The organism is Algoriphagus iocasae (assembly GCF_014206875.1).
Taxonomy (GTDB): domain Bacteria; phylum Bacteroidota; class Bacteroidia; order Cytophagales; family Cyclobacteriaceae; genus Algoriphagus; species Algoriphagus iocasae.
On record NZ_JACIJO010000003.1, the window covers coordinates 1,401,832 to 1,428,319 of the forward strand.

The 26,488-nt window shown below is 40.5% G+C and carries 18 protein-coding genes; 17 read left to right on the plus strand and 1 reads right to left on the minus strand.

Annotated elements, in window-relative coordinates; all coding sequences use genetic code 11:
* The first annotated feature begins 1 nt into the window (after window position 1).
* From FHS59_RS20185 to FHS59_RS20250, 16 genes are all read left to right on the plus strand, one after another.
* Entirely contained in the window at window positions 2–1,771 is a 1,770-nt protein-coding gene (locus FHS59_RS20185; protein WP_184497467.1) for a type I restriction-modification system subunit M, read from the plus strand.
* On the plus strand, window positions 1,772–3,037 hold the full coding sequence (locus FHS59_RS20190; protein ID WP_184497469.1) for a restriction endonuclease subunit S: 1,266 nt from the start codon (window positions 1,772–1,774) through the stop codon (window positions 3,035–3,037).
* Complete coding sequence (locus FHS59_RS20195) at window positions 3,027–5,153, plus strand: AAA family ATPase (RefSeq protein WP_184497471.1); 2,127 nt, start codon at window positions 3,027–3,029, stop codon at window positions 5,151–5,153. The genes FHS59_RS20190 and FHS59_RS20195 overlap by 11 nt, the downstream gene beginning before the upstream one ends.
* Entirely contained in the window at window positions 5,153–6,025 is an 873-nt protein-coding gene (locus FHS59_RS20200; RefSeq protein ID WP_184497473.1) for a DUF3226 domain-containing protein, read from the plus strand. Before FHS59_RS20195 ends, FHS59_RS20200 begins: the two co-directional genes overlap by 1 nt.
* A 4-nt stretch (window positions 6,026–6,029) precedes the next feature.
* Window positions 6,030–8,984, plus strand: coding sequence for a type I restriction endonuclease subunit R (locus FHS59_RS20205; protein WP_184497475.1), 2,955 nt, complete (start codon window positions 6,030–6,032; stop codon window positions 8,982–8,984).
* The gene (locus tag FHS59_RS20210) at window positions 8,984–11,083 is read left to right on the plus strand and encodes a Piwi domain-containing protein (RefSeq protein ID WP_184497477.1); all 2,100 of its coding nucleotides are present in this window, start codon (window positions 8,984–8,986) and stop codon (window positions 11,081–11,083) included. Before FHS59_RS20205 ends, FHS59_RS20210 begins: the two co-directional genes overlap by 1 nt.
* Complete coding sequence (locus FHS59_RS20215) at window positions 11,083–11,493, plus strand: Fur family transcriptional regulator (RefSeq protein ID WP_014022288.1); 411 nt, start codon at window positions 11,083–11,085, stop codon at window positions 11,491–11,493. The genes FHS59_RS20210 and FHS59_RS20215 overlap by 1 nt, the downstream gene beginning before the upstream one ends.
* Window positions 11,494–11,538: 45 nt before the next feature.
* Window positions 11,539–11,868, plus strand: a complete 330-nt coding sequence (locus tag FHS59_RS23635; protein WP_394353576.1) for a DUF6660 family protein — start codon at window positions 11,539–11,541, stop codon at window positions 11,866–11,868.
* A gap of 187 nt (window positions 11,869–12,055) precedes the next feature.
* Entirely contained in the window at window positions 12,056–16,468 is a 4,413-nt protein-coding gene (locus FHS59_RS20220) for a CusA/CzcA family heavy metal efflux RND transporter (protein WP_184497479.1), read from the plus strand.
* A gap of 48 nt (window positions 16,469–16,516) precedes the next feature.
* Window positions 16,517–17,749: an efflux RND transporter periplasmic adaptor subunit gene (locus FHS59_RS20225; protein ID WP_184497481.1), complete on the plus strand. Its 1,233-nt coding sequence runs from the start codon at window positions 16,517–16,519 to the stop codon at window positions 17,747–17,749.
* Between the two features lie 10 nt (window positions 17,750–17,759).
* Window positions 17,760–18,551, plus strand: a complete 792-nt coding sequence (locus FHS59_RS20230; protein ID WP_014022292.1) for a cation transporter — start codon at window positions 17,760–17,762, stop codon at window positions 18,549–18,551.
* A 1,102-nt stretch (window positions 18,552–19,653) separates the two neighbouring features.
* On the plus strand, window positions 19,654–20,022 hold the full coding sequence (locus FHS59_RS20235) for an ArsR/SmtB family transcription factor (RefSeq protein WP_184497483.1): 369 nt from the start codon (window positions 19,654–19,656) through the stop codon (window positions 20,020–20,022).
* Window positions 20,019–20,627: a mercuric transport protein MerTP gene (gene merTP / locus FHS59_RS20240; protein ID WP_184497485.1), complete on the plus strand. Its 609-nt coding sequence runs from the start codon at window positions 20,019–20,021 to the stop codon at window positions 20,625–20,627. Before FHS59_RS20235 ends, merTP begins: the two co-directional genes overlap by 4 nt.
* Entirely contained in the window at window positions 20,624–20,842 is a 219-nt protein-coding gene (locus tag FHS59_RS23400; protein ID WP_100626886.1) for a GDCCVxC domain-containing (seleno)protein, read from the plus strand. Before merTP ends, FHS59_RS23400 begins: the two co-directional genes overlap by 4 nt.
* Before the next feature lie 612 nt (window positions 20,843–21,454).
* Window positions 21,455–21,889: a DUF6943 family protein gene (locus FHS59_RS20245; RefSeq protein WP_246388528.1), complete on the plus strand. Its 435-nt coding sequence runs from the start codon at window positions 21,455–21,457 to the stop codon at window positions 21,887–21,889.
* Between the two features lie 178 nt (window positions 21,890–22,067).
* A complete protein-coding gene (locus tag FHS59_RS20250; RefSeq protein ID WP_184497489.1) occupies window positions 22,068–22,709 on the plus strand; it encodes a DUF6266 family protein in 642 nt (213 codons plus the stop codon).
* Window positions 22,710–23,043: 334 nt separating this feature from the next.
* Here the strand turns inward: FHS59_RS20250 and FHS59_RS23640 are convergent, their stop codons facing one another.
* Complete coding sequence (locus tag FHS59_RS23640; protein WP_394353580.1) at window positions 23,044–23,532, minus strand: ATP-binding protein; 489 nt, start codon at window positions 23,530–23,532, stop codon at window positions 23,044–23,046.
* 431 nt (window positions 23,533–23,963) lie between these two features.
* Here FHS59_RS23640 and FHS59_RS20255 point away from each other — a divergent pair, with 431 nt between their 5' ends.
* Window positions 23,964–25,619, plus strand: coding sequence for a S41 family peptidase (locus tag FHS59_RS20255; protein WP_184497490.1), 1,656 nt, complete (start codon window positions 23,964–23,966; stop codon window positions 25,617–25,619).
* Window positions 25,620–26,488 lie beyond the last annotated feature (869 nt).

Here is a 26,488-nt window from a genome sequence, read left to right on the forward strand (position 1 = left end):
AATGAACCAAGTACAACATAATGCTATCGTTAATTTCATCTGGAGTATTGCTGATGATGTGTTACGTGATGTCTATACACGAGGAAAATACAGAGATATAATCTTGCCCTTTACCGTGCTTCGCAGGTTAGATGCCATTTTGGAACCCTCCAAAGACAAAGTCTTGGAAATGCATCAAAAACTAAACGAAATGAAGATTGATAACCAATCTGCTCAATTGCGTAAAACCTCTGGTTATGTCTTTTACAATACTTCAAAATACACCTTCAAAAGGTTATTAAACGAACCGGGCAATATTCGTCAAAACTTAGAAACTTACCTTGATGGCTTTAGTAGCAATGTGCAGGACATCATCAGTAAGTTCAAATTGAGAAACCAGTTGGAGACCTTGGAAGAAGGCAACATTACCTTTCCACTGATTGAAAAATTTTGCTCAAGCACTATTAACCTGAGCCCAATGCCTGTCACAGATAAAGACGGCAATGTAGTCATGGATGGCTTGACCAATTTAGGGATGGGCTATGTGTTTGAAGAACTGATACGCAAGTTTAACGAAGAGAATAACGAAGAAGCCGGAGAACACTTCACCCCAAGGGAAATCATTCGCTTAATGACCCACCTTATTTTTGAACCGCTCAAAGGAAAGATTAAGGACGGTACGTATTTGATTTACGACCCTGCTTGTGGTAGTGGAGGGATGCTTACCGAAGCGGAACACTTCGCCAAGAAACTCAACCCCAAAGCTACTTTTCACTTGTACGGTCAGGAAGTAAACCCAGAGACCTATGCTATCTGTAAAGCAGATATGCTGATAAAAGATGAAGACCCGGAGAAGATTGCTTTTGGCTCTACATTGAGTAAAGATGGTTTTCCAAACCTGCAATTTGATTTCATGATTAGTAACCCACCTTATGGGAAAACATGGAAAGTAGATGCAGATGCCATACTTGATAAAAAAGACATCATAGATCCTCGCTTTTCAGTAGGTGTCCCCCGAGTAAATGACGGGCAATTGCTGTTCGTAATGAACATTGTCTCCAAACTGAAAACCAATAGTGATTTGGGCAGTAGAGCAGCCACCATCCATAATGGTTCAGCATTGTTCACTGGTGATGCAGGTCAAGGAGAAACAGAAATACGCAAGTACCTTTTTGAGAATGATTTGCTGGAAGCGGTAATTGCGCTACCCAATGATTTGTTTTACAACACGGGCATTCCCACGTACATTTTTATCCTGAACAACAAAAAGGAAGAAAAGCGAAAGGGAAAACTACAACTCATCAATGTTACCTCGGAGCAGTTTTACAGCAAAATGCGCAAGCCTTTGGGCAAAAAACGTGTGGAGTTTAGCAAAGACCATATCCGTAAGATTACAGACCTGTTTTTGAACTTTGAGAACACCGACCACAGCATCATTCTTGACAATGAAGACTTTGGCTACAGCCAGATAACCGTACACCGCCCGCAGCGTGATGAAGACGGCTATATCATCAAGGATGCCAAAGGCAAACCCAAAAGCGATAATGCCCTTAAAGACAAAGAAAACATTCCTTTGAAGGACGACATAGATGCCTTTTTTGCCAAAGAGGTTACCCCTTTTGTGCCGGATGCCTGGTATAAAAAGAGCGAAACCAAAGTTGGCTATGAAATAAACTTTGCCAAATACTTCTACCAGCACAAAGCACCAAGGAGCTTAGAGGAAATATCTGCCGATATTTTCAAAATTGAGGAAGAGACAGAACATCTGTTAAAAGAAATAATTGAAGCGTAAATGATGGTACAAGACAGAAATACTACCAAATGGATATCCACTGTTCCTGAGCATTGGAAAACTTTGCGTATCAAAAATCTCTTTGCTGAGATAGATGAAAGAAGCGAAACAGGCGAAGAAGAATTGCTTTCTGTTTCTCATTATACCGGAGTAACCAAAAAGAGAGACAGCCTTGAAAACGAGGATGATTTCATTAGCAATGCTAAAACACTGGTGGGCTACAAAAAAGTAGCTGAGAATGATTTGGTAAGCAATATCATGTTGGCTTGGAATGGCAGTTTGGGTATTTCAAAATACGATGGTATTACAAGCCCTGCATATTGCGTATATCGCATCAAGGGAGAAAACAACCCGCATTACTACGGCTATTTGTTTTCTACAGCTATCATGAAGGCTGAATTTAGAAAAAAATCCTTCGGTATCATAGATAGCCGATTACGCTTGTACTCCGATAAGTTTTTCAGTATTCCTGTAGCCGTTCCTCCAAAGGATGAACAAGACCAAATCGTTTTTTACATAAAAGCTCAGTCAAAAAAAATAAAGCACTTCATCCAGAAAAAGAAAGCCTTTATTGAATTACTTAAAGAGCAAAGGCAGGCGGTTATAAATCATAAATTAATTAGTGAAGATCAAAAGGTAAAAATTAAATACTGCGTTACGAAGGTCGGAGCTGGTGTTACCCCTACAGGTGGAGCGACCGTTTACAAGAATAGTGGTGTTATCTTTTTGAGAAGTCAAAATATTCATAATGATGGCTTGAGGCTGGATGATGTAGCGTTTATCACTGAAGATATTCACAAAAGCATGAATGGCTCTCAAGTCAAAAAAGACGATGTTTTAATAAATATCACTGGTGCTTCCATAGGAAGAACCTTTGTGTTTGAATTAGTAGAGGAAGCAAACGTCAATCAACACGTTTGCATTTTAAGGCCAGAAAAGGAGAAAATTCTCCCCAAATTCTTAATGCTTCAATTGCAATCTGATATGATTCAAAATCAGATAAAAACAATTGAAGGAGCTTCCAGAGAAGGTTTAACGAACAGTACCTTAAAAAACTACTATATCTACACCCCTTCAATAGAACGCCAAGAGGAATTGATTAAAGAGATAAAAACCGAAACCGCCAAAATAGACCAAGCCATTGCCAAAGCAGAGAAAGAAATAGAACTCATCAAAGAGTACCGGGAAGCCATGATAGTTAAAGCAGTATTGGGGAAACTGGATTTAAAGGTTCACACTAAAAAAGAAATGGAACATGCCAAGTAAACGGATAACCAGACATATAGACCGTCTAATACTTGATCCTAATAACTATAGGTTCAAAGACAGACCAGAGTACAGACCTGTAGAACTGGAGAATGTTGCAGACCCTCGTGTACAACAGAGGACGCTAAATTTTATCCTTGGCAAAAACAACAGTAATGTAAAGGACCTGATAAGCAGCTTCACTACCAATGGTTTTTTAGATATTGACCAAATACAAGTGACAGAAGTTGGTGAAAATTTCTTGGTACTTGAGGGAAACAGACGAATTGCCACCTTAAAGTATCTATATGACGAATTTAAAAAAGGAAATGATGTCGGTCGTCTTTCAGAATCAGACTTTAAAAGTGTCAACCTTGTATCGATAGAAGACGAAGAGCCAATTCAGCATTTAATCTCTATGGGGCTTCACCACATTAGTGGTAAAAAGAGATGGAATGCCGTAAACGAATCTCAATTAGTTAGTGATCTCATCAGCAACCATAACAAAACAGAACAAGAGGTTTGTGATGCGCTTGGTATATCTACAGTAAAACTCCGCAGAGGTCTAAGAACACTTAGCCTCATCCAACAATACAAGCAGAGTGACTATGGTGATCAATTTGAATCGCCCATGTACACCATTTTTGAGACAGTTATTTCTACACCGGAAATGCGAAGCTGGATTGAATGGAGCAATGAAGATATGACCGCTCATAATGCAGTAAACCTAGAAAGACTGTTTAGCTGGATATCTCAAAGCGAAGATATTGAAATTGATGAAGATGGTAATGAACGTATCTCAACCAAAGAGGCCATTATCAGCCAATACAGACAAATCAAGGAGATTGCAAAGTTTATTAACGACCCAAGAGCAATAGAACTTATGGAAGAAAGCCGCAGCATAGCTGAGGCTTATTCCTACAGTGATGTAATTGGCGAGAATAGACTAAGAAATGCTTTAGATACCCTTCGAAAAGAGGTACAAGTCGCTTTCAATTTTAGTGAGCATTTAACAGAACCTGATTATGGCGAAATACAGCGTCTAAAAGATAAGTTAGACCGATTGATTCCTTCAAGTAAAGCAATTGTCGCTATCAACGATAAACGATTGGCAAGCTACTTTACCACAGTTGATAATCACTTCAGTGAGATATTCGTCCACAGTTACAGAAAGCTCCGTAAAATAAGAGTTAAGAACCTGTCTAAGGTCAACATATTTGTAGGTGGCAATAATTTAGGAAAGACATCCATACTGGAATGCTTTTACTTACTAAGCCAATTGAATGACATAAATGCGTTTCTGGACTTAGAAAAATACAGAGGTAAGTTCTATTCTGATTTTCATTCAAAGTGGATTCATAAAAACTTTCTTTCAGATATTGAATTAGAAGGCTCATTTAATGGAGCTGAAACCAGTCTGTTCCTTTCAAAAACAGAAACCGAGGAGAATATAGAAAAGTCTGGATACCTATCTACCATAGAATCAGAAGGCAAAGTAAACGACCTTACTTTAGAGAGTTCTATTCATCTATACACCAATAAAGCCCCGGAACTTCATTTCACAAAGTCTCAGGTATTGTGTCCAGCCACTTTTACAAGTCCTTTCAGATACAACACTGAATTGCTCAAAAAAGCCCACGCCAATGCGGTAAAAGAAAAATATTTTGACCAGGTGATAGAGTTCATACAAGTCAATTTAGACCCTAGCATTGAAAAGATTGAGATGATCAGTGATGAGGGTGAAAGCAGATTTATGGTTTCTTCCTCTCGCATTAATGAGGTAGTGGACATTACCAAATATGGAGAAGGCTTACAAAGGGTTTTCGAGATAGCCTTGTTAATGGTTTACAGCAAGGATGGGGTGATATGTATTGATGAGGTGGACAGTGCCATTCACAAGTCCTTATTGATAGAGTTTACCAAGTTCATCCAGCAAACAGCAGAGCAATTCAATGTTCAGGTTTTTCTTTCTACCCACAGCAAAGAATGTATTGACGCCTTTGTAAAGAATGATTACCACAATGATTTCATAAGAGCCTATGCCCTTTCGGAAGTAGATGGCGAAATAGCTTGCAAGTACATTGAAGGAGGCCGATTAGAAAAATTGATTGATTCAATAAATTTTGATATAAGATAATGGCTCAGAATTTATTGTATATACTAACAGAGGGATCTCATGACGCTGCGTTTGTTTATCGGATATTGAAAACGAACGGGTTTAGCACAAATAATGAGTTAATCAAGAATTACCCTCAACCGTTGAATGATTTTCTCTCAAGAGACATTTTGAATGTCAGTATTCCCGAAGTAAAAATTCAGGAAGCTCGTTCAAGGTTTCTGCCAGCCTATGTGATGAATAGAGGCAACAATCTTATTCTAACCTATTCAATTGGTGGTGAAAGTAGAGCTGATATTAGAATTTCATTAATAAAAGCACTAAACGCCCTTAATGAACCCGACCCGGATGCAATACAAGCCATACCTGACACATCAATATCAGTGCTATACTTTTTTGATGCCGATAACTTAGGTACTGAGGCAAGAATGAATCAGGTGATAGAAGAGTGTAAGCTGGCATTTCCAAAAGTTGCCTTTGAGGAAGAATATGACCCTGCTGAATTTCATCTGTTTGAGGATATACAGGTAGGTGCATACATATTTAGAAAGCCTGATGCTGATGAAGGAATGTTGGAAGACGTTCTGTTGCCTTTAATGAGAGATGGCAATGATGATATTTTTCAAGCTGCGGAAGGCTTCTTGGCGGTTAATCATACCTGCACACTATTCAGTGCTTCCTTAAAATTGGACACCTCAGGTCAAATTTTAAAAGTGAATGGCGAAAAGTACAGTCATAAAAAATCCTTGGTAGGCACTGTAGGCCAACTAAGAAAAAGCGGAAAATCCAATACTGTTTGCATCAGTGATGCTGAATACATTACAGATGCCAAAATCAATGCAAACGGTACTTGTCTGGATATTATGAGTAGAATAAACAAAGTATTGATTTAAGGAAATGCATACAACAGATACATCAGAAAAGGGCTTAGAAACGATCATAGAAAAGCATTTAATCAATCACAATGGCTTTATTGCCAGCTATAGTGCAGACTATGACCGTGACTTTTGCATCAATGAAAAGCTGTTGTTCGAGTTTTTGGCAGCAACGCAACCTAATGCCCATGATACAATAATCAAAAGAGGCAAAGACAAATTCTTGAAACGCCTTTCTGACCAAATTCGTCAGAAAGGAATTGTTGAAATTTTGCGCAATGGAGTCAAAGATTTGGATTTAAGGGTACAGCTCTACTTTAAAAAGCCAACCTCACTCCTTAACGATAAAGCCCAAAAGCAATACAGCAGCAATATTTTTTCTGTTACTCGCCAGTTGTACTACAGTCTGGAGAATAGCAACTCTTTAGACATGGTGTTATTTATCAATGGTTTGCCCTTGAGCACTTTTGAATTAAAGAACCAATGGACGGGTCAGAATGTAAAACACGCCATTCGCCAATATCAAACAGACCGAGATCCGAAAGAACCCTTGTTTGCCTTTGGCAGATGTATGGTTCACTTTGCCGTAGATGCAGATTTGGTTTACATGACCACACATCTCAATAGTATAAAGACCTTTTTCCTACCCTTTAACAAAGGCAACAATGATGGTGCTGGCAATCCTTTAAACCCCGAAGGCTTAAAAACTGATTACCTATGGAAGGATATTTTAACCAAGGAAAGCCTGAGCAACATAGTAGAGAACTTTGCTCAAATTGTTGAAGAAAAGGATGAAGACACAGGGAAAATCAAACGTAAACTCATTTTTCCCAGATACCACCAACTCAGAGTAGTAAAAAAGCTACTGCATCATTCCAAAGAAAACGGTGTTGGCCAAAAATACCTTATTCAGCATTCAGCTGGTTCAGGCAAATCAAATTCAATTACCTGGTTAGCACACCAGTTGGTGACTTTACATGATAGCGAAAATACTGAGACTGTTTTTGATAGTGTTATTGTGGTGACGGACAGGCGTGTTTTAGATAAGCAGATTAGAGATAATATCAAACAATTTGCTCAGGTCAGCAGCGTGGTTGAAGCCATAGATAAAGGTAGCAGTCAATTAAAGCAAGCCCTTGAAGATGGAAAGAAAATTATTGTAACCACAGTTCAAAAATTCCCATTCATAATAGATGAAATTGGAACATTACAGGCAAAGAAGTTTGCAATCATCATTGATGAAGCCCACAGTAGCCAAAGTGGTGAAACGGCCAGCAAAATGAATTGGGTGCTTTCCGATAAAGAAGAGGCCTACGGTGAAGAAAAAGAGCCCCCTACTTCCGAAGATATTATCAATGAATTGATTGAGAACCGTAAAATGCTTAAAAACGGAAGCTACTTTGCATTTACGGCCACCCCAAAAAATAAGACCCTAGAAACCTTCGGTGAAAAGACAGCCGAAGGTAAATTCATTGCTTTTGATAATTATACCATGAAGCAAGCCATCGAGGAAGAATTTATTCTTGATGTACTTAAGAATTACACCACTTATCAATCCTATTACAAATTAGATAAAGCGGTTGAAGATAACCCTGAGTTTGAAACTCGCCAAGCCAACAAGAAACTACGTGCTTATGTAGAAAGCCATCCATTCTCCATCATGGAAAAATCTAAAATCATGTTAGACCATTTCCATGCGGATATTAGAAAGCTCATCAATGGTCAGGCAAAAGCGATGGTTGTTTGCAAAAGCATTAAAAACGCCATTCTTTACTATCAAGCTTTCAAAGAATACATGAAAGAAATAAACTCACCTTACAAAGCCATTGTCGCTTTTTCAGGCACAAAAGAAATAGACGGAGAAGATTGGGATGAGGCCAGATTAAACGGTTTCCCGAGCAATGACATTCCAACCGAGTTTAAGAAAAAAGAATACCGCTTTCTGATAGTAGCCAATAAGTTTCAAACAGGATTCGACCAACCGCTCTTGCATACCATGTATGTAGATAAAAAATTAGCGGATGTTCAGGCTGTACAAACCCTATCGAGACTCAATAGAGCATACAAACCTTACAAAGAAGACACATTTGTAATGGATTTCTTTAATACCACAGAAGATATTAAAAAGGCATTTGAGCCTTTCTATACTACCACTATCCTTAGTGAGGAAACAGATGCAAACAAACTAAATGACCTACAGGATGCTTTGGACAAAGCTCAGGTCTATTCACAGGATGATGTGGTAAACTTCACCGAATTGTATTTCAAAGAAGCGGAAAGACAGGAATTAGACCCAATCATTGATAAGTGCGTTGCGGAGTATAAAAATGAATTGAATGAAGATGCCCAGATTGATTTCTATGTAAAGGCCAAATCCTTTTTCAGAATGTATGCCTTCCTTTCTAAGCTGCTTTCCTTCAATAATTCCTATTGGGAAAGGTTGTATTGGTTTCTAAAATTCCTGATTCCAAAAATCAAACCAGATGAAATTGAGGATTTAGCCAAAGGCATTCTGGAAGCAATAGACTTGGATAGTTATAGACTAACCCGAACAACTCAGGAAAATATCAAACTAAGTGGTAATGAAGAATTAGACCCTACACCACCAGTAATGAAAGGAACAAAAGGTGAGCCCGGCTTTAATGAGTTGGATGCTATCCTCAAAGAGTTTAATACAAAGTTTGGTATTGATAACTGGACTGATGATGATAAGGTAAAGAATTTTCTGTTTGAGCAGTTGCCTGCAGATTTTGCCCGTGATCAAGCTACTGTCAATGCCGTAAAGAACAGCGACAAACAGAATGCAAAAATAACCTCTGATAAAAAGGTGGAGGATTTGATGCAGGACGTCATTTTCCAATACACCGACTTGTATAAAAAATTCACGGACGACCCAGACTTCAAACGCCAGTATTTAGACTTTGTATTCGACAAGATTTGGAATCAACAATCTAATCTTCAAAACAGACCTAAATAATGGCAAAGCACTGTTTCAACATACTAACATTCAATCACCCGAGCGATTCGCTTACCTTCTATTTTTCAGATAAGGAGCAAGAGGGAACCACACGAATTTATCATTCATTAGTTCCTGATGAGGTCATTGATAAGTATGGAGAGCAGGAGCATTACTACACATCGTTTTGCCAAGAAAAAGAAGGGTTCATTCCGGTCACTAAGCCAACTACACCAACCTTTGAGAAAATCACAACTGAAGAAGGAATTGAGAAAACCGTTCCGATTTCCAATTCCGCATTGTCTTCATCTATTCTCAAACGCTACTACAATTCATTAATCCATAACCATTTCAAAACTAAGGGCTGTTTGGTCAAACCTAATTTTGTAAGCGATACAGAAGTTTGGTTGCCAAGCGATACACAAGACAAGGAAGGGATATACAAAACCTTTGACCGTTTTTCATTGAAGGTACAGTTCAGGACAGTTTCCAATAGCCTTGAATTGTTGGTCACATTTGAAGGCAAGTCAAAGATTTTCAAAACCCCTGTATCGGAACTATTTGAAGAAGTACCGGTAAGGGCGTTCAATTGGGTGCTCTATGAAAAAGGACTTCACCGCTTTGATGAATTGCCGGATGAAGGAAAAAGAAATTACGATAAGGTTTATCCTGTTTGGAATTTTGAAATCAGGGATGCTTTGCATCAGGAAACAGAAGCCCCGGACAAGACGAACAAATACAAGAAATTCAAAACGGCCATTGATAAATTTTACAGAGAGCAGCTTAATACAGCCGAGTTCAAGGCCATCATTCCGCTTTCATCTAAAGGGTTTATACCAGTTGATGAAGTCCGCATTGGTTCAATTGAAAAGTCCAGCAACAAACTCGTATTTGGAAATCAAAAGCTTCACCATGTACCGTATTATGGCATTACTGAAAATGGTCCTTTCGAGTTAAGCCCATCATCAAAGATTCATTTCTTTTTTATTCTCCATGAAGATGATAGAGAAGTAGCTACCAAGATTCACAACTACTTTAACGGCAAACTCAACGGCTTTAGGGGGCTATCAAAGTTCATTCATACACCGTATCATCCAGATAAAGAACTCGCAATCTATTTCAAGGACAGGGATAACCCTTGGCCGGAACTGTATGACCAAATCAATAACAAGGACTTTGATACCGACATTCAGCACATAGCTATTTACATTACCCCAATCAGCAAGAATGTTCCAGTCAAATCTCAGAGGTTGGTTTACTACAAGCTGAAAGAGCTACTATTGAAAAAAGGAGTTTCCTCTCAGGTGATAGATCCTGATAAAGTAATTACCAACGACAAGTATCATTTCAGCTTGCCAAACATCGCAATTGCCATTCTCGCAAAGCTCAATGGCACTCCTTGGAGGTTGGACACAAAGCTGAAGAATGAATTGATTGTTGGAGTTGGAGCATTCAAGCACACAGAAGTTGACATCCAATATATCGGCAGTGCTTTCAGTTTCTCCAATACAGGGAAATTTAATCGCTTTGAATGCTTTCAGAAAGACCAAACAAAAGAGTTGGCAGGTTCAATCCTAAGAGCGGTGAAAGACTATGTGAATGTAAATACAGGAATCCGAAGGCTGGTAATTCACTTCTACAAAGACATGAGTAGAGAGGAAGTAGAACCGATTGAGAACGGCCTGAAAGAATTGGAATTGAACATTCCGGTCTTTATCGTCACCATCAACAAAACGGAATCATCCGATATTGTTGCCTTTGATTTGGACTGGAAAGATTTGATGCCCGTAAGTGGCACATTCATCAAATTAGGCTACAACAGGTTTTTACTGTTCAACAATACCAGGTATTCAGCATCGGAGTTCAATTTCAATGATGGATTTTCATTTCCGGTAAAGCTCAAAATTAATTGCTCCAATCCTGAATTGGTGGATGATTACAAAACAGTCAAAGAGCTTATCGATCAAGTGTATCAATTCAGTCGCATGTACTGGAAATCAGTAAGACAACAAAATTTGCCCGTAACAATCAAGTACCCTGAAATGGTGGCAGAAATGCTCCCCTACTTTGAAGGCAACGAGATTCCTGATTACGGAAAAGACAACCTTTGGTTCTTGTAATGGACAGAATAGAAGAAATATTTAAAATTAAGGACGTAAAGCCGACTGCTGTAAGGATAGTAGTACTGCGCTACCTATTAGAACAAAAGAAAGCACAGTCTTTAAAGGACATTGAAGTTGGTCTCGATCAATCAGACAGAAGTTCAATTTTTCGCACACTAAAAACTTTTGAAGATCATAAGGTGATCCATAGTATCGAAGATGGCTCAGGGATGACCAAGTATGCTGTATGTGTAGAAGGCTGCAATTGCGATCCAGAAGACCTTCATTATCATTTCTATTGCACTTCATGTGAAATGACTTTTTGCCTTTTAGACCACCCTATTCCTTTAGTCAATCTACCAAATAATTTTAAAATGGCACAAGCTAACATGGTCATTAAAGGATTATGCGATAAGTGTAACCAATAACCTTTGCAATCGGGTTGCACTATCGCTTCATTATCTTTGTGACCAATGAAGTATTTATCTTTGATATTCGCCACGTTTACGCTGATGCTCTCCACAGTCCCTATTGAGGGAGCTTGTCGTAGTAACTCGTATGATGGTGTTTACAACTACTCAAATACAGAATCTAGTCAGCAGGAGAGCGGAAATCAGGATAACGAAAATTGCCCCCCACTCTGTCGTTGTCAATGTAGTCATGTACATGCAATCTCTTTTGGAAACAATAGGGTAATTATCAATCTGGTATTTGCGGATAATAATAAGTTGCCCAGAAACTACAACAATGGTATTTCTTTTAATTTAATAAATGCCGTTTGGCATCCCCCAAAGTTTTCCTAAAAGGTTATTGCTTACTTATTCACGGGCATTAACACCTGTGTTTTTAAAGTCACGTCAGTGTTATTCAATAACCACCATCCCGCCTACTGTCCAATAGAACAGTAGGGCTTGTATTTCCAAATCAACATGTTTAAAAGTCATAAACATCAGGACTTCTTTATCAAGAGATCCTGATAAAAGTAAAGCTATGATTAATCAAATAATTTCGTTTTCAATAAAAAACAAGCTTATTATTGGCCTCCTCACGCTGGCGCTCATTGGAGTGGGTATATACTCCATGTCCACCGTCAATCTGGGCTCTGTACCCGACATTACCAATAATCAGGTGCAGGTAATTACTGTATCAGAAAACCTGGCCACTGAGGATATCGAACAGTTCGTTACTTACCCTGTGGAGCTGGCCATGGGCAACCTGCCGGGAGTAGATGAAATCCGTTCTGTTTCGAGGTTCGGCCTCTCTGTCGTTACCATTGTTTTTGAAGACGATATGGGTACCTATCTGCCCCGCCAACTGGTACAGGAAAAACTGATCGAATTAAAAGAGACCATACCTGAGAAATTTGGAAGCCCATCAATGGGTCCCATTTCTACCGGTTTAGGCCAAATTTATGAATACACCATTGAACCACAAGAGGGTTATGACTCGATGTATTCACCTATGGAGTTGCGCACGATCCAAGAATGGATTGTAAAACGGCAATTAACTTTGCTTGAAGGTGTGGTTGAGGTGAATTCTTTCGGTGGCTATATTAAGCAATATGAAGTGGCCATTAACCCGGATAAACTCAATGCACAGAATGTGAGCATCTCTCAAGTATATGAGGCTCTGGCCAGAAACAATGTTAATACCGGTGGGGCTTACATTGAGAAGAACAGGATGTCTAATTTCATCCGTGGAGAAGGCTTGGTGCGCTCTCTGGATGATATCCGAAAAATCGTCATAAAAACAGAAAATGGGATCCCGGTTACGGTAGGTGATGTAGCCTCTAAAGTACACTTCGGCAGCCAGGTGCGATATGGGGCTTTCACACAGGATGGAAAAGAAGCTGTTGGCGGCATTATTATGATGCTAAAAGGCTCCAATCCCAATGCAGTCATTCAGAATGTAAAAGAGCGTATGGAAGAGATAGAAAAATCTCTTCCGGAGGGATTAGCGATCAATACGATAATTGATCGTAGTGATTTAATTTCCAGGACTACCGATACTGTAAAAACCAATCTTATAGAAGGGGCGCTGATTGTCATTTTCGCCCTGGTGATTCTGTTGGGTAGCCTTCGTGGCGGTATTATCACTGCGACTACCATTCCGCTTTCCCTACTGTTTGCCTTCATTTTAATGAAGCAGTTCAATGTGTGGGCCAACCTGATGAGCCTTGGGGCCATTGATTTTGGGATCATCATTGACGGGGCGGTGATCATTATAGAGGGCACAGTGTATGAAATCCAAAAGCGCATCCGGTCAGGGAAAATCAAATTCAACCAGGGCGTAATGGATGAGGTTGCTTATGATGCGGGCAGTACAATGATGAGTTCGGCCTTTTTCGGACAGATTATCATCCTCATTGTATTTACCCCCATCTTATTCCTTACCGGGGTGGAAGGTAAGATGTTTCAGCCGATGGCCTATACATTTGGCTTTGCCATGATTGGTGCCATTTTCCTTTGTCTGACGTATGTACCGATGATGTCGGCCTTGTTTATGAAACCTGTTCAAAACAAAAAGAACTGGTTTGGACGATTTGAACGCTGGCTGGAAAAGGTTAGTGATAAAATAATAGATGGCATTCAATGGGTTTATTTGCCTTTGCTAAAAGGTGCGCTGCGTTTTAAAGCAATTGTGATCACCGTAGCTATTGTGCTACTAGTAGCAGCCGGTTTCATTTTTTCACGTATGGGAGGGGAGTTTGTGCCACAGCTTGATGAAGGAGATATCGCGATGCAGGCACTCATCAGGCCCGGAAGTTCCCTAAGTGAGTCTAAAGAGGTATCAATCAAGATTGAGAACCTGTTGCTGGAAAGTTTTCCCGAAATAAAAACAGTAACTGCCAGAATTGGGGTGGCCGATATCCCTACGGACCCCATGCCGATGGATATAGCCGATATGTACCTCATATTGGAAAAAGATAAAGATAAATGGGTTTCAGTTGAAACCAAGGACGAGCTAATTGAGCAAATCAAGGAAAAGCTGGAAACCAATCTGACCGGGGTTAACCTGGTATTTACCCAGCCGGTAGAGCTGCGTTTTAATGAGTTGCTTGAAGGGGTACGGGAGGACATTGCCGTAAAACTCTATGGCGAAGACCTGGAAGTGCTTGCCGCAAAAGTGCAGGAAATGGCGGATATAATTTCTACCGTGCCAGGAGCCGGTGATGTAAACCCAGAACGTACATCAGGACTTCCCCAAATGACCGTTCGTTACAATCGGGATAAAATTGCCCAATATGGATTGGACATTCAAAAGATCAATGAGTATGTGAGTTCAGCCTTTGCAGGTGGTGTGGCCGGGGTGATTTTTGAAGGTGAAAAAAGATTTGATCTGGTCATCCGCTTTGATGAGGCGCACCGGAAAAGTATTGATGACCTGCGCACACTCTACATTGATCTACCCGATGGTACCCAAGTTCCGATAAAAGAAGTGGCCGACATTAGCTATGTGCCTGGCCCCATGCAAATCTCCAGAGACAACACGTATAGACGTACTTATGTGGGAGTCAATACAAGAGGTCGTGATGTGGAATCAGTAGTAAACGACATTCAGAAAAAACTGGATGCACAACTAGACTTGCCTCCGGGTTATTATATTTCCTACGGTGGGGAGTTTGAAAATCTGGAAAGGGCTAAAAGCAGATTAGCAATTGTTGTACCCATTGCTCTCTTTCTCATCTTTGTTCTGCTCTACTTCGCCCTGAAATCATTTTCTCAATCCATTATGATCTATATAGCTATTCCACTGGCAGCTATTGGGGGAGTATTTGCACTATGGGTTAGAGATATGCCATTTAGTATTTCAGCGGGAGTTGGTTTTATTGTGCTTTTTGGTGTAGCTGTCCTGAACGGTTTGGTATTGATCAACCGATTTAATTCCCTAAAAGAGGAAGGAGTCACCAGCATCAGAGACCGCATTTTTACAGGAACTAAAGAACGGATCAGGCCTATTATGCTTACCGCAACCACGGATATTCTTGGATTTATGCCCATGGCGTTTTCAGCATCTGCCGGAGCAGAAGTGCAGCGGCCTTTGGCTACTGTGGTAATTGGTGGTATGCTTACTGCCACCTTGCTTACGCTGGTAGTGCTCCCAGTGCTATACACTCTTGTAGAAGGAAGAAGTGACAGAAGAAAAAGCCTGAAAGCACCGAATGCTAATGTGATCATTGCCCTGATCGTTTGTGGTGGACTGGTTGGTTTACCGGCTGTGGCAAATGCACAGCAGCAGGGACAGGAGAAAGACAGCCTACCTACGATCACATTAGAACAGGCCAGAAAGCGGGCTGTAGAAAGTTATCCTAAAATTCAATCGGCACGTCTGGAAATTGAAAGCCAGCAGGCTCTCAAGAAAACAGCTTGGGACTTAGGGAATACCCAAATATTTACTGGTAAAGAGGAAGTGGGCAATGGATCGGATGGTGTCTACACACAATTTGGCATCCAGCAGCAGCAGATTGATGTGTTCGGTATAGCACCACGTTTGAAATTGCAAAAGGAACGGGTGGCATTGGCAGAAGCCGCTCTGGATTTGTCTGTAATAGAACTGGAAAGGGAAGTAAGTCAGGCCTGGGCGCAGGTATATGCTTCAAAGAATAATTACCAGGTGTATGAGCAGTTGGATTCGGTTTTTACCGATATTGAAAGAGCCGCACGAATCCGCTTAGAAACAGAAGCCACTTCCAAGCTGGAATATTTGGCTACTTCCAACCAGGCCAATCAGGTACAGATACAGAAGGAGCAGGCGTACAGAGATTATCTCAGCGCCTTGCAGCGGCTCAACCTTTGGTTTGCCAATGATACCCTCTTTACCGTGCCGGATATCCCGGCCACTCACTTGGATGAACCGCTGAATTATGTAGCCGATTCCCTAATGAACCATCCTATTTTGAATGTTTCAAAACAACAGGTAGATGTAGCGGATGCGACCATAAAAGAAAGGCGTTCGCAGTTTTTTCCACAGTTGCAAGGCCAATATGGACGACAACAAGTTGATGGGCAATCAGGATTTTATCAGTACCAAATTGGTATTCGGATCCCTTTGTTTTTTGGGCCTGAGCTTGGCAGAACACAATCGGCCAAAATACAGCGGGATATTGCAGGACAAAACCTGCGACAAAACCAGTTGGAGTTGAATGCAGCTTATCAGGAAATGAAAGAGCAGTATCTGAAATGGCTTTATTCATGGAACTACTACAGGGATGAAGCACTACCCCTGGCGCAGGAACAACGAGCCGGAGCTATTTTGGCTTATCGGGAAGGGGCCATTGACTATGTGACTTTTCTGCAAAACATCAGGGATGCCATTCGCATAGAGGTGGACTCATGGAATGCCTTCGGCAACTACCTGAATAGCCGCTACCAACTGGAATACTATTTAAAAACATCAAATTAAGCATTTAATAAAACCTGAATGGATAATCAGATTAAAAATATAAACACAATGAAAAAGCAAATCATATATATACTGGCATTGGTACTGATGGTATCGGTATTTACGGGCTGCGATAACAACTCGGCTGATAACTCAGGTGATGCCTCTCACGAAGAACACAGTGAGGGCGAGGCTGGGCACGAGGGTGAAGAAGGAACTAATGAAGAAGGGATGGCTGAGCTTCACCTTTCGGATCTCAAGTTTGAAAGCCTGGGCATCAAAATTGACACACTACCCATTCGCTCACTATCGGGCGTGGTAGAAGCAAATGGCCAGTTAGAAGTGCCACCTCAGCATGAAGCAACCGTTACAGCTATTCTGGGAGCCAACGTAACCTCCATCAAAGTGATAGAGGGAGACCAGGTTAGCAGAGGGCAGGTATTGGCCTATATTTCTCATCCCAACCTGACCAGGTTACAGACTGACTATGTAAGGGCTTATAGCCAATTACAGTTTCTGGAAAAAGAAAACCAGCGGCAGAAAAGGCTCTATGAAGAAGAGGTAGGTTCCGGAAAAACTTATCAGCAAATTCAGGCGGACTACCAGGCCATGAAAGGTGAGGTAAAAGGCTATGAAGCCCAATTGAAGCAGCTAAGCCTGAATGTGGAGAAGATACGGAGTGGGGAAATCTATGGGTACGTACCTGTAGTCAGTCCCATCCATGGATTCATACAAAAAGTCAAGGTTCAGATTGGTCAATATGTAGACCCTCAGACCAAGATGTTTATGATTGTCAATACCGACCACATTCATGCCGACCTGATGGTGTTTGAAAAGGATATTTATAAAGTAAAGGTAGGACAAAAAGTGTCCTTTACTGTGGAGTCTGTTCCGGGAAATACGCTGACTGCCAAAATCTATTCGGTAGGCAAACAATTTGAACAAAACCCGAAAGCGGTGCATGTACACGCAGAGATAGATCAAAAAGAAGATTTTTTGATCCCGGGGATGTATATCAATGGTAAAATAAGAACGGGTGATAATCAGGTAAAAGCCTTGCCGGAAAGTGCCATCATAGAAGAAGAAGGCAAGCCTTATATTTTTATGGCGGAAGCGCATGAAGAAGATGGCAAAACCGAATGGGCGTTTAAAGCCATAGAAGTACGAACAGGTATCACAGAAGACGGATGGGTAGAAATTAAATTGTTAGAGCCACTTCCTGAGGGCACAAAAGTAGCCTGGAACAACGCTTATTACCTAATTTCTGAAATGAAAAAAGGGGAGACTGGTGACGATGATTAAAGATAGAAGTATGAAAAAAACAATATTCAAAATATCGAGAATGGACTGCTCCTCTGAGGAACAGTTAATTCGTATGAAATTGGAGTCGTTTTCCAATATAAAACACCTTGAATTTGACATACCTTCCCGTCAACTTGGAATTTACCACATTGGTGACATAGATCAAATTCATCAGGCTATCAGCGAGTTGAACCTAAACGATAAATTGGAAAACACAGAAGACGCTGATTTGCCTTCAGTTGTTGACGAATCGCATCAAAGGAAAATACTATGGTGGGTATTGGGCATCAATTTCGGCTTCTTTGTAGTAGAAATGACTACCGGATGGATATCCCGCTCTATGGGTCTGGTGGCTGACTCGCTGGATATGCTGGCAGATTCCATCGTCTACGGCCTGAGCTTATTTGCTGTCGGTGCAGCTATTTCTCGTAAGAAGAAAGTAGCCAAAATCAGTGGCTATTTTCAGATGGGATTGGCTCTGTTAGGTTTTTCAGAAGTTTTGCGCAGGTTTTTCAGCGAAAGCGAAACACCGCTGTTTCAATGGATGATCATCATTTCGGTACTTGCCTTAATTGGTAACTTGGTCTCGCTTTGGCTGATCAACAAGGCTAAAAGTGATGAAGCTCACATGCAGGCCAGCGCGATATTTACATCTAATGATATTATAGTGAATGGAGGGGTAATACTAGCTGGGATTCTGGTTTATTTTCTAAAAAGTAAATGGCCGGATCTGGTTGTTGGTGGTGTTGTTTTCTCCTTTGTTATGCGTGGTGCTTTTCGAATATTGAAATTGGCAAAATGATTGATTCTAATCCCACCTCTCACCCATGTGCCTCCAATAGGTTCATTCCGTTCGTTCGTACCTCACTCTCTTCATTCACCCACTTCCAGCACCGCACAGCAAGAGTAGCCCGTTATTCCATTCCTCCCGATCCTTATCGGGATACATTCCATACCGTGCTACACTTGCTTTTTCCAACGCACCCCCCAACGCAGGTAAAGCGGTGTTCGTCAGTCGTTCCGTTTTGTTCCGCAAAAACATATCTGCAAGGAGGGCCGAGCGTTAAAAAACAATTCAGTGAATTGTTTTAGCGAAGGAGCCTGATTGAAGCGTGGGCTTGGCTTTATCCTCCTTGCGTATACCGTTCACTTACCAGTTCGTTTGCGCTCCAGTGGGTGCTCACTCACTGCCGTTCACTTGTTTTGCTTCACACACTCTCTCCTTCCTCACTCGCAGCTATTTCAGCCCCCCAAACTCCTTCTAAGGTGTTCGCTACACTCACAATATTTTTTATTGGGGGTCTGCCGCTGCTTATTGTTTTTGCTCGCCTGCGGGTCGCTGCGGGCTGATCGGGCTGTCATGTTTTTTGCTTTCCCCAATGTGCTTTCAGTCGCTTCGTTTCAGTCATTCGTTCCTCATTCCTTCAATTCAGCCACTTTCAGCACCGCTCACAAGCGTAGCTCTTTCACTTCACTACACGAGCCAACCCAACGTCATTCCGCAATCTGCCTGCAATCCTCCTCCAATGGTTTTGTACTACACTCAAAAAATACAAACCCTACAAAAGCTATTGCAGGCAGTTATTGCTCCATTCCTTTCCAACAATCGTTTCGTTCCGTTCAGTCGCTACCCTTGCCTTTGCCGACCCTGATGCAAAAAAACACGCCAGCCCTGCCGTAAACGGTAGGCGTCTGCCGCCCTCATTCTTCGGGCTTTTGCAGCCACCACCCTTGCTCCGCTCGCAGGCGGCTCGCAGAAATGGCTTCGCCTTGGTTTACCTGCGTTCACTCAGCTTTCGCAATCATGCTTATCTCTGATTGATATATTTAAGTATTTGCTTAAATATTAAACTCCTTTTCCTTTCTTTGTATTTATTTAAGTAATCTCTTAAATACGATTCTATATGACGAAAACTTGTATTAGGGTTTATGCTGATGAACAACAGATCAAACAGTGTAAGACAGCCATTGAAACAGTAGATGATGAAGTAATCCGAATAGCAAGGGCACTCAACCTTGCTGGTAATGAAGTACGCCTAAAAATTCTGTTTCTATTGGACAAGGAATCCAAAATGTGTCCATGTGATCTTAGCGAAATTCTGGATATGACAGTTCCTGCAATTTCTCAGCATTTGAGAAAGCTCAAAGATGCAGGGCTGGTTGAAACAAACAAAGTAGGTCAAACAATATTCTACTCTATTTCCGAATCCAACAACCTCATTCTAAATCCAATATTGGAGCTATTAACATCAGAAAAAGAATCAACAATATGACGAACAAGAAATCAAGCTCATTAGTAATTACAAGCGTATTGACGGCTATTAGTGCATCACTTTGTTGCATTACACCAGTGTTGGCACTACTTGCAGGTTCAAGTGGAGTAGCTGCAACATTTTCTTGGTTAGAACCTTTTCGCCCTTGGTTGATTGGAATAACAGTAGTCGTTTTAGCATTTGCATGGTATCAGAAATTGAGGCCAAGAACGGAGGAAGAAATTGCCTGCGTTTGTGATGAAGAAAAGCCCTCTTTTTGGCAGTCAAAGAAATTCCTTGGTATAGTGACGGTATTTGCAGCGATCATGCTTGCATTCCCTTATTACTCAGATACTTTTTACCCCAAAACCAAACTATCAGAATCAGAAAATGTCAATTTCGAATCAACCTACGAAATCAATATTGTTGGAATGACCTGTACGGGATGCGAAGAACATGTAAAACTTGAAATTGGTAAGCTTCCTGGTATTTTAGGATTAGAGGTTTCTTATGAAAAAGCAAATGCAGTGGTAACGTTTGATGAATCTAAAACAGACATTGAGCAAGTAAAATCAGCTGTTAACAAAACAGGTTACAAAGTAGAATCGGTAAACAAATCAAAATGAGTGAAGTAGTCCTTAAATCAACAATTACTTGTCCTAAATGTGGACATGAGAAAGAAGAAACCATGCCTACAGATGCGTGTCAGTATTTCTATGAGTGCGAAAATTGTAAGGAGATACTTAAACCGTTACAAGGTGATTGTTGCGTTTACTGCTCTTATGGTACAGTGGCATGCCCACCAATCCAAGAAGGTGGTAACAGTTCATGCTGTCGGTAAATCAGACAATAAATAACTCAAACATAAAGCAAAGTTACAGGCCTGCGGATGCGAGAGCTGCAAGGGTTCGCTACGCCTGTTTGGTAAAAAAATCTCCACCCTACGGGTAGTATTTTTTTCCCACAGCCCTTGCTGCAATCGCACCGTCCTGTGATGACGGGGCATTATGTATAAGTTCTTATTCAGAGTCCGTTTCGGCAGCCGGTGGTTGTTGGCGGGCGTTCGCACCTCAGGTCATCCGTTCCATGCAGGCATTCAGCGTTTCGGTATCACCGATTATACGCTACGTGTCTTTTGGTTCGAGTTGTGCCTTTCAGAGCTTCCTTTTTAGGGGGCTCTTTTTTTTACTCGTACAGGGAAAATTTTAAAAAGAGAAAAGCAAAGTTAGGCGGGCTCGCACAATCCCAACACACTATCGGACTGTAAAGGTCAAGCCCTACGGGTTTTGAAAAAAATCTCCACCCTTCGGGTAGTATTTTTCTCAAAAACCTTGACAGCCGACCTCCGCCCGCCTTTTCAAGAGCTTTCTCTTTTCTTTTTTTCCCTTTTTTCTTTTCTCTTTTGAAAAAATGTATGCGAAGCGTAGCGAGCAAAACTTTAATGGCTCACTGTATGAAATCGTTTCGTATCAAAACACACCGACTGGACAGCAGCTACCAACAGCCGCACTTCTTTATCCTGAATAAAGGATTGAACAGCGGGAAACCGCTCAACAACGCTTGCCCAAATTGCTTTGTTTGCCTCACAGAATGTGACGAGCACAGGGAATTTCTCTACTGGCTTTGCTTTGGAATATGGAAATCAAAATCCTTCCACTATTTCCTGAAAGGCTCTGTAATTCCTTTCGTCACCATTGGCGAAACTCGAAAACTAATCCGAGAAAGCTCCATCAAAGCAAGCTGCAAAGCCCAGGCATTCCAAAAGGCAATTCAAGCTCTTCAACTTCTCGATACCAACGAGCAAAAAATCAAGGTCACACTAAAGATGATTGATACTGCCAGACAAGCCATATTTTATGATTTGTTGAAAGGAACAGGTGCAGGATAGATTCCTGACCTGCCAAAAAAACAGGGCAACAAAAGCAAAATAAAGCACACTACCGCAACAGCACCCAAGAGAGAACTACCGCCTAATTCTTGAAGTAATTTAGTTGGCGAAGGGCAAATCCATGGTAAGTCCGTGTCAAGTCCAAGCAAATGTTTAACTCCTTAAAAATCGTAAAGAGATGGGAAAAATTAATCAAGGTATTCTCGGTGGTGTCTCAGGACAGGTCGGGAATGTAATCGGTGGAACTTGGAAGGGCATCGATTACCTGCGCATCAAACCTTCCAGTGTAGCGAACCCAAGAACTGAAGGTCAGGTTGACCAACGTTCGAAGTTCTCAACTGTCTTGCGGTTCTTGCAGCCCATGACAGACTTCCTGAGAGTCGGTTTCAAGTTGTATGCAAACAAAATGACCCAATTCAATGCGGCCATGTCATACAACCTGAACAATGCGATTACCGGAGCATATCCAAACTTCATGATTGACTATGCAAATGCATTGGTTACTCGTGGTAATCTAACTGGTGCTGCCGGTGGTGCTGCGTCTTCTCCAAGTGCTGGAGATGTAGAAGCAACCTGGACAGATAACTCAGGTAGCGGTAGTGCTCAAGCAACAGACAAAGCTCTGATTGCTCTTTTGAATACGACCAGAGGAGAAGCAGTGTTTACAACTGCGGGACCTGCAAGGTCTGCCGGATCAGCGACCATTCCAGTACCTTCTGAGTACTCAGGAGAAGACGTTGAAGTCTTCTTAGGGTTTGTATCAGAGGACGGAACTAAAGTCGCTAACAGCGTTTATTTAGGCTCTGTAACAGTTGCGTAAAGCGATTGGTGTTTTCGATAAAAACCGCTTCCTTTGTGGAGCGGTTTTTTTATGCCCGCACACTTCGTTTTTCCTTTCTTTAGTCCTTAATTAGCCTAATATCAACACTTCTTGTTGCTAATCTGTTGCTAATACGATATAACTACCTGATATACAGGTATTGAAAAGATATTGTATCGGGAAATAGGCAATAGAAACAGTACAAATCAACTATAATTAAGTACAAATAAAACCCTCTAAACATCCCGTTTAGAGGGTTTTATGTTTTTGGGTATTTGTAATTGTTTCGGTTTGATTAGGTAGACAATAATCCCCCTTTCACACACTGAGTATGCTATTTTGAACCTTCCAATTTCAAATAAATTGTTGCGGTGGTTCCTTTTCCTACTTTGGATTGGATTTCAATTTCCCCTTCATGCAATTCTAAAAAGTTTTTAACGGCTACCAAACCAAAGAAAATATACTCTTTAATCAGCTTTTCAAAATTCTTATCTAAGTAATTACAATAAATTCTTATTCTTTGGTGCTGCTTCTTGCACAGTTCATTACATTTTTTCTTATAGGTAATATTACATTTTTCTGAAAATTCCTCTGAGCTGTCACTCCCTTGGACGATGAGTGCATCATTGGGGTTATTTTGGAAAAAATGTGGTACTGTTGACAGAACAGAATTTAAAATCAGTCTTGCATCACCATTATTAAAAACTTCATCATCAACAAAAGCCCCAGTCTTAATATTGTAGTCTCCAAAACCTAAATTATAAACCTCCCTCGCTAAAAAAGTCCACAGGACTTTTTCTTTACGCTCGGTCCTCCAGTACAGGGTATTTTACTACCTCATCACCCGCTCCCGATACGCTTCACTCCCGAATTCCTACCGATCGGGATTAAAATATCGGGACAGGCTTTCTAGGAGAAGTGATCGTCTAGAAAGAAAATTGTAAATATTGAGCCGAAATTGCAGAATATTAAAATACGACTGTAGTTAATGCTGTAGATCCTTCTTGCTACGAAGCCTGTATTATTGAAATTCTACTAGTAGCTCCAATTTTTAGAAACTGATACGGCAACTGACTTTTGTGCATAGAATTAGGAAAAAAGCGGAAAAGGGCTTCTAAAAAAGAGATTGGTAATAGTTGCTGGTTAAGCCTTGAATCTAATTTAGAACTCTTTAACATTAAAAAATATTAAGATCAATCTATGAGTTTAGGAGAATTGATGAACTAATCTATATTTCAGAAATAAAATATAGACATGAAAAGGCCTCTACTTATTTTTTTCACACTTCTCCTTAGTTTGCAAGTTGGTTTTGCACAAACAATATTATCTGAAACTGAAAAACTCGCTTCCACAGGCAGAATTTGGGGATTCCTTAAATACTATCACCCAAATGTGGCAAAAGGGGAATTCAATTGGGATGAGGAGCTTTTCACCGTTCTACCAAAAATCAAAGCAGCAAAGACCAAAGAAGAATTGTCACAGGTTTATTTGGGATGGATCGAAAGCTTGGGGAAGATTGGAGCCTGCAAAAAGTGTGATTTAGAACAAAATACTGAATATTTTGATCAAAACTTCGATCTCAGCTGGTTAGATAATAATCAGGTTTTTACAGCGGAACTATCCGAAATGTTGAGATACATCGAGCAGAATCGTCATCAAGGTAAAAAGTATTATGTGTCTGCCGGCAAAGGAGCTAAAAACTTCCTAGTCACCAATGAAAATGAATACAAAGACTTCGATTGGAGTAATGAGAATTTAAGATTGTTGTCACTTTTTCGGTATTGGAATTATGTGGAATACTTTTCTCCTTATAAATACCAAACCGACAAGGATTGGGATGAGATCTTGTCCACAATGATACCCAAGTTTCTCAATCCTGAAACTGAGCGGGATTTTTATATGGCATCGTTAGAACTAATAGTTAGCCTCAATGACGGTCATGCTTCCTTTTACAATGTCAAAACAAACAATTTTATATGGAGATACAGGATTCCAGCGGGATTTATGATTATCGACGATAAAGCAGTCATTACTAATTTTTACAATGACTCTTTGGCTAATTTGGATGATCTAAGAATAGGTGATGCTGTTACAAAAATTGATGGCCGATCTGTGAATGCCATTTTTGACGAACAAGAAAAATATATTACGGGCTCCAATTTGGCCAAGAAAAAGGCAAGTTGGCATTCAACCATTTTTAATGGGCCATCTGATGCTGTAGAGATTGAATTTATCCGGAACAATGAGACTTCAACCAAATTTATAAGTCGGTATTTGTTAAATGACCTGGAAATAAAACCTCGGAAAGGTGAAAAATTCAAAACTCTTCAGGGGAATATGGGCTATATAAATGCAGGTTTAATAAAAATAAACGATGTCGAAATTTTTATGGAGGAATTTAAAAATACTGATGCGATCATCATAGATATCAGAACTTATCCCAGCTCATCGTTTTACCAAACTTTATCGAAATACATAAATTCAACCGGGAACTCATTTTATAAATCGATTTACCCTGATTTGAATTATCCAGGAAAATTCATTTGGACAGAAGGATCCAAAAGCTTTTCCAGTAAGGAGCTAAAATATAAAGGTAAAGTCATCTTGCTTACTAATGAAAATGCAATCAGTCATGCTGAATTTACGATTATGTGCCTCCAATCTGGTGATAATGTAACTACAATAGGAAGTCAAACTTCAGGGGCAGATGGAAATGTCAGCGTCTTTAAAATGGTGGATGGATACAAAACGGGAATTAGTGGAATAGGGATTTTTTATCCTGATGGAACTGAAACCCAAAGAAAAGGAGTGAAAATCGACATCAAAGTCAATCCTACAATTGATGGGATAGCGGCAGGAAGAGATGAAATCCTAGAGAAGGCACTTGAGTTTATTAATAAACATGATTAAGTGGTTTTCGATTTAATCCAACTTTACCTTAGTATTTACTACACGATTAGAGGATAAAAATTAGAATTCAAAAACTAGGAGGCAGTCCGAAGGGAACCCTGTTTTTAGGAAATTCTACTAGTAGCTCCAATTTATAAAAACTGACAAGTCGACTGAACTTTCAGTATAAGCCCCAGCCTGGGGGTAGTCACAATATTCTCGGAACTGGGTTGAATTTGTAATTCAACCTCACCCCGCCCTCTTCCCGATATCGCGACGCTCATCTGGACAAGCTCTGAAAGAGAGGGTGACCGATTCTGCTGAAAGTTGGAAACTTCAGGTTAATAAAGCGGAACTCCCAATGACAAACATAGTAATTGAAGCAATTTCATTTTTCTGTAACGAATCAAATTCCCCTTCCCGAAAAATCGGGACCGGCTTTAAAGGAGAGTGCCTGTCCCGATATTTTAATCCCGAGAACAATGCTATTCAGGAGCATCGAGTATCAGGAGCTAGGGTGAGGTATAAAGGTGAGGTGACTCAAACCAGAAATTCTTTAATCTTCCTTATCACCTCTCCCATCCCGTACAGTTGTCGGGACACTCATCACTTACTTATTCTTGATTCTTAATATCCGTATTCCAAATTCCTGGATCACATGGTCTCTGTTACGATCATGTTCTTTTTCTTTAAAATGGCTTTATGCCTCTTCTAAAACACTAAATGAACTACCTAACCTATCCCAACTTTTGAAGGCCAAAAGTTGGCAAAAGCCTTTGTCGCCGCCATCCCGACAATACCTTAGGTTTGTCAGATAGCAAAAAAGAAGGATTTGGATTATAATTGAAGTCCTGTCAGCGACCCAGCGACAATTTTAGGTGTAAGAGACC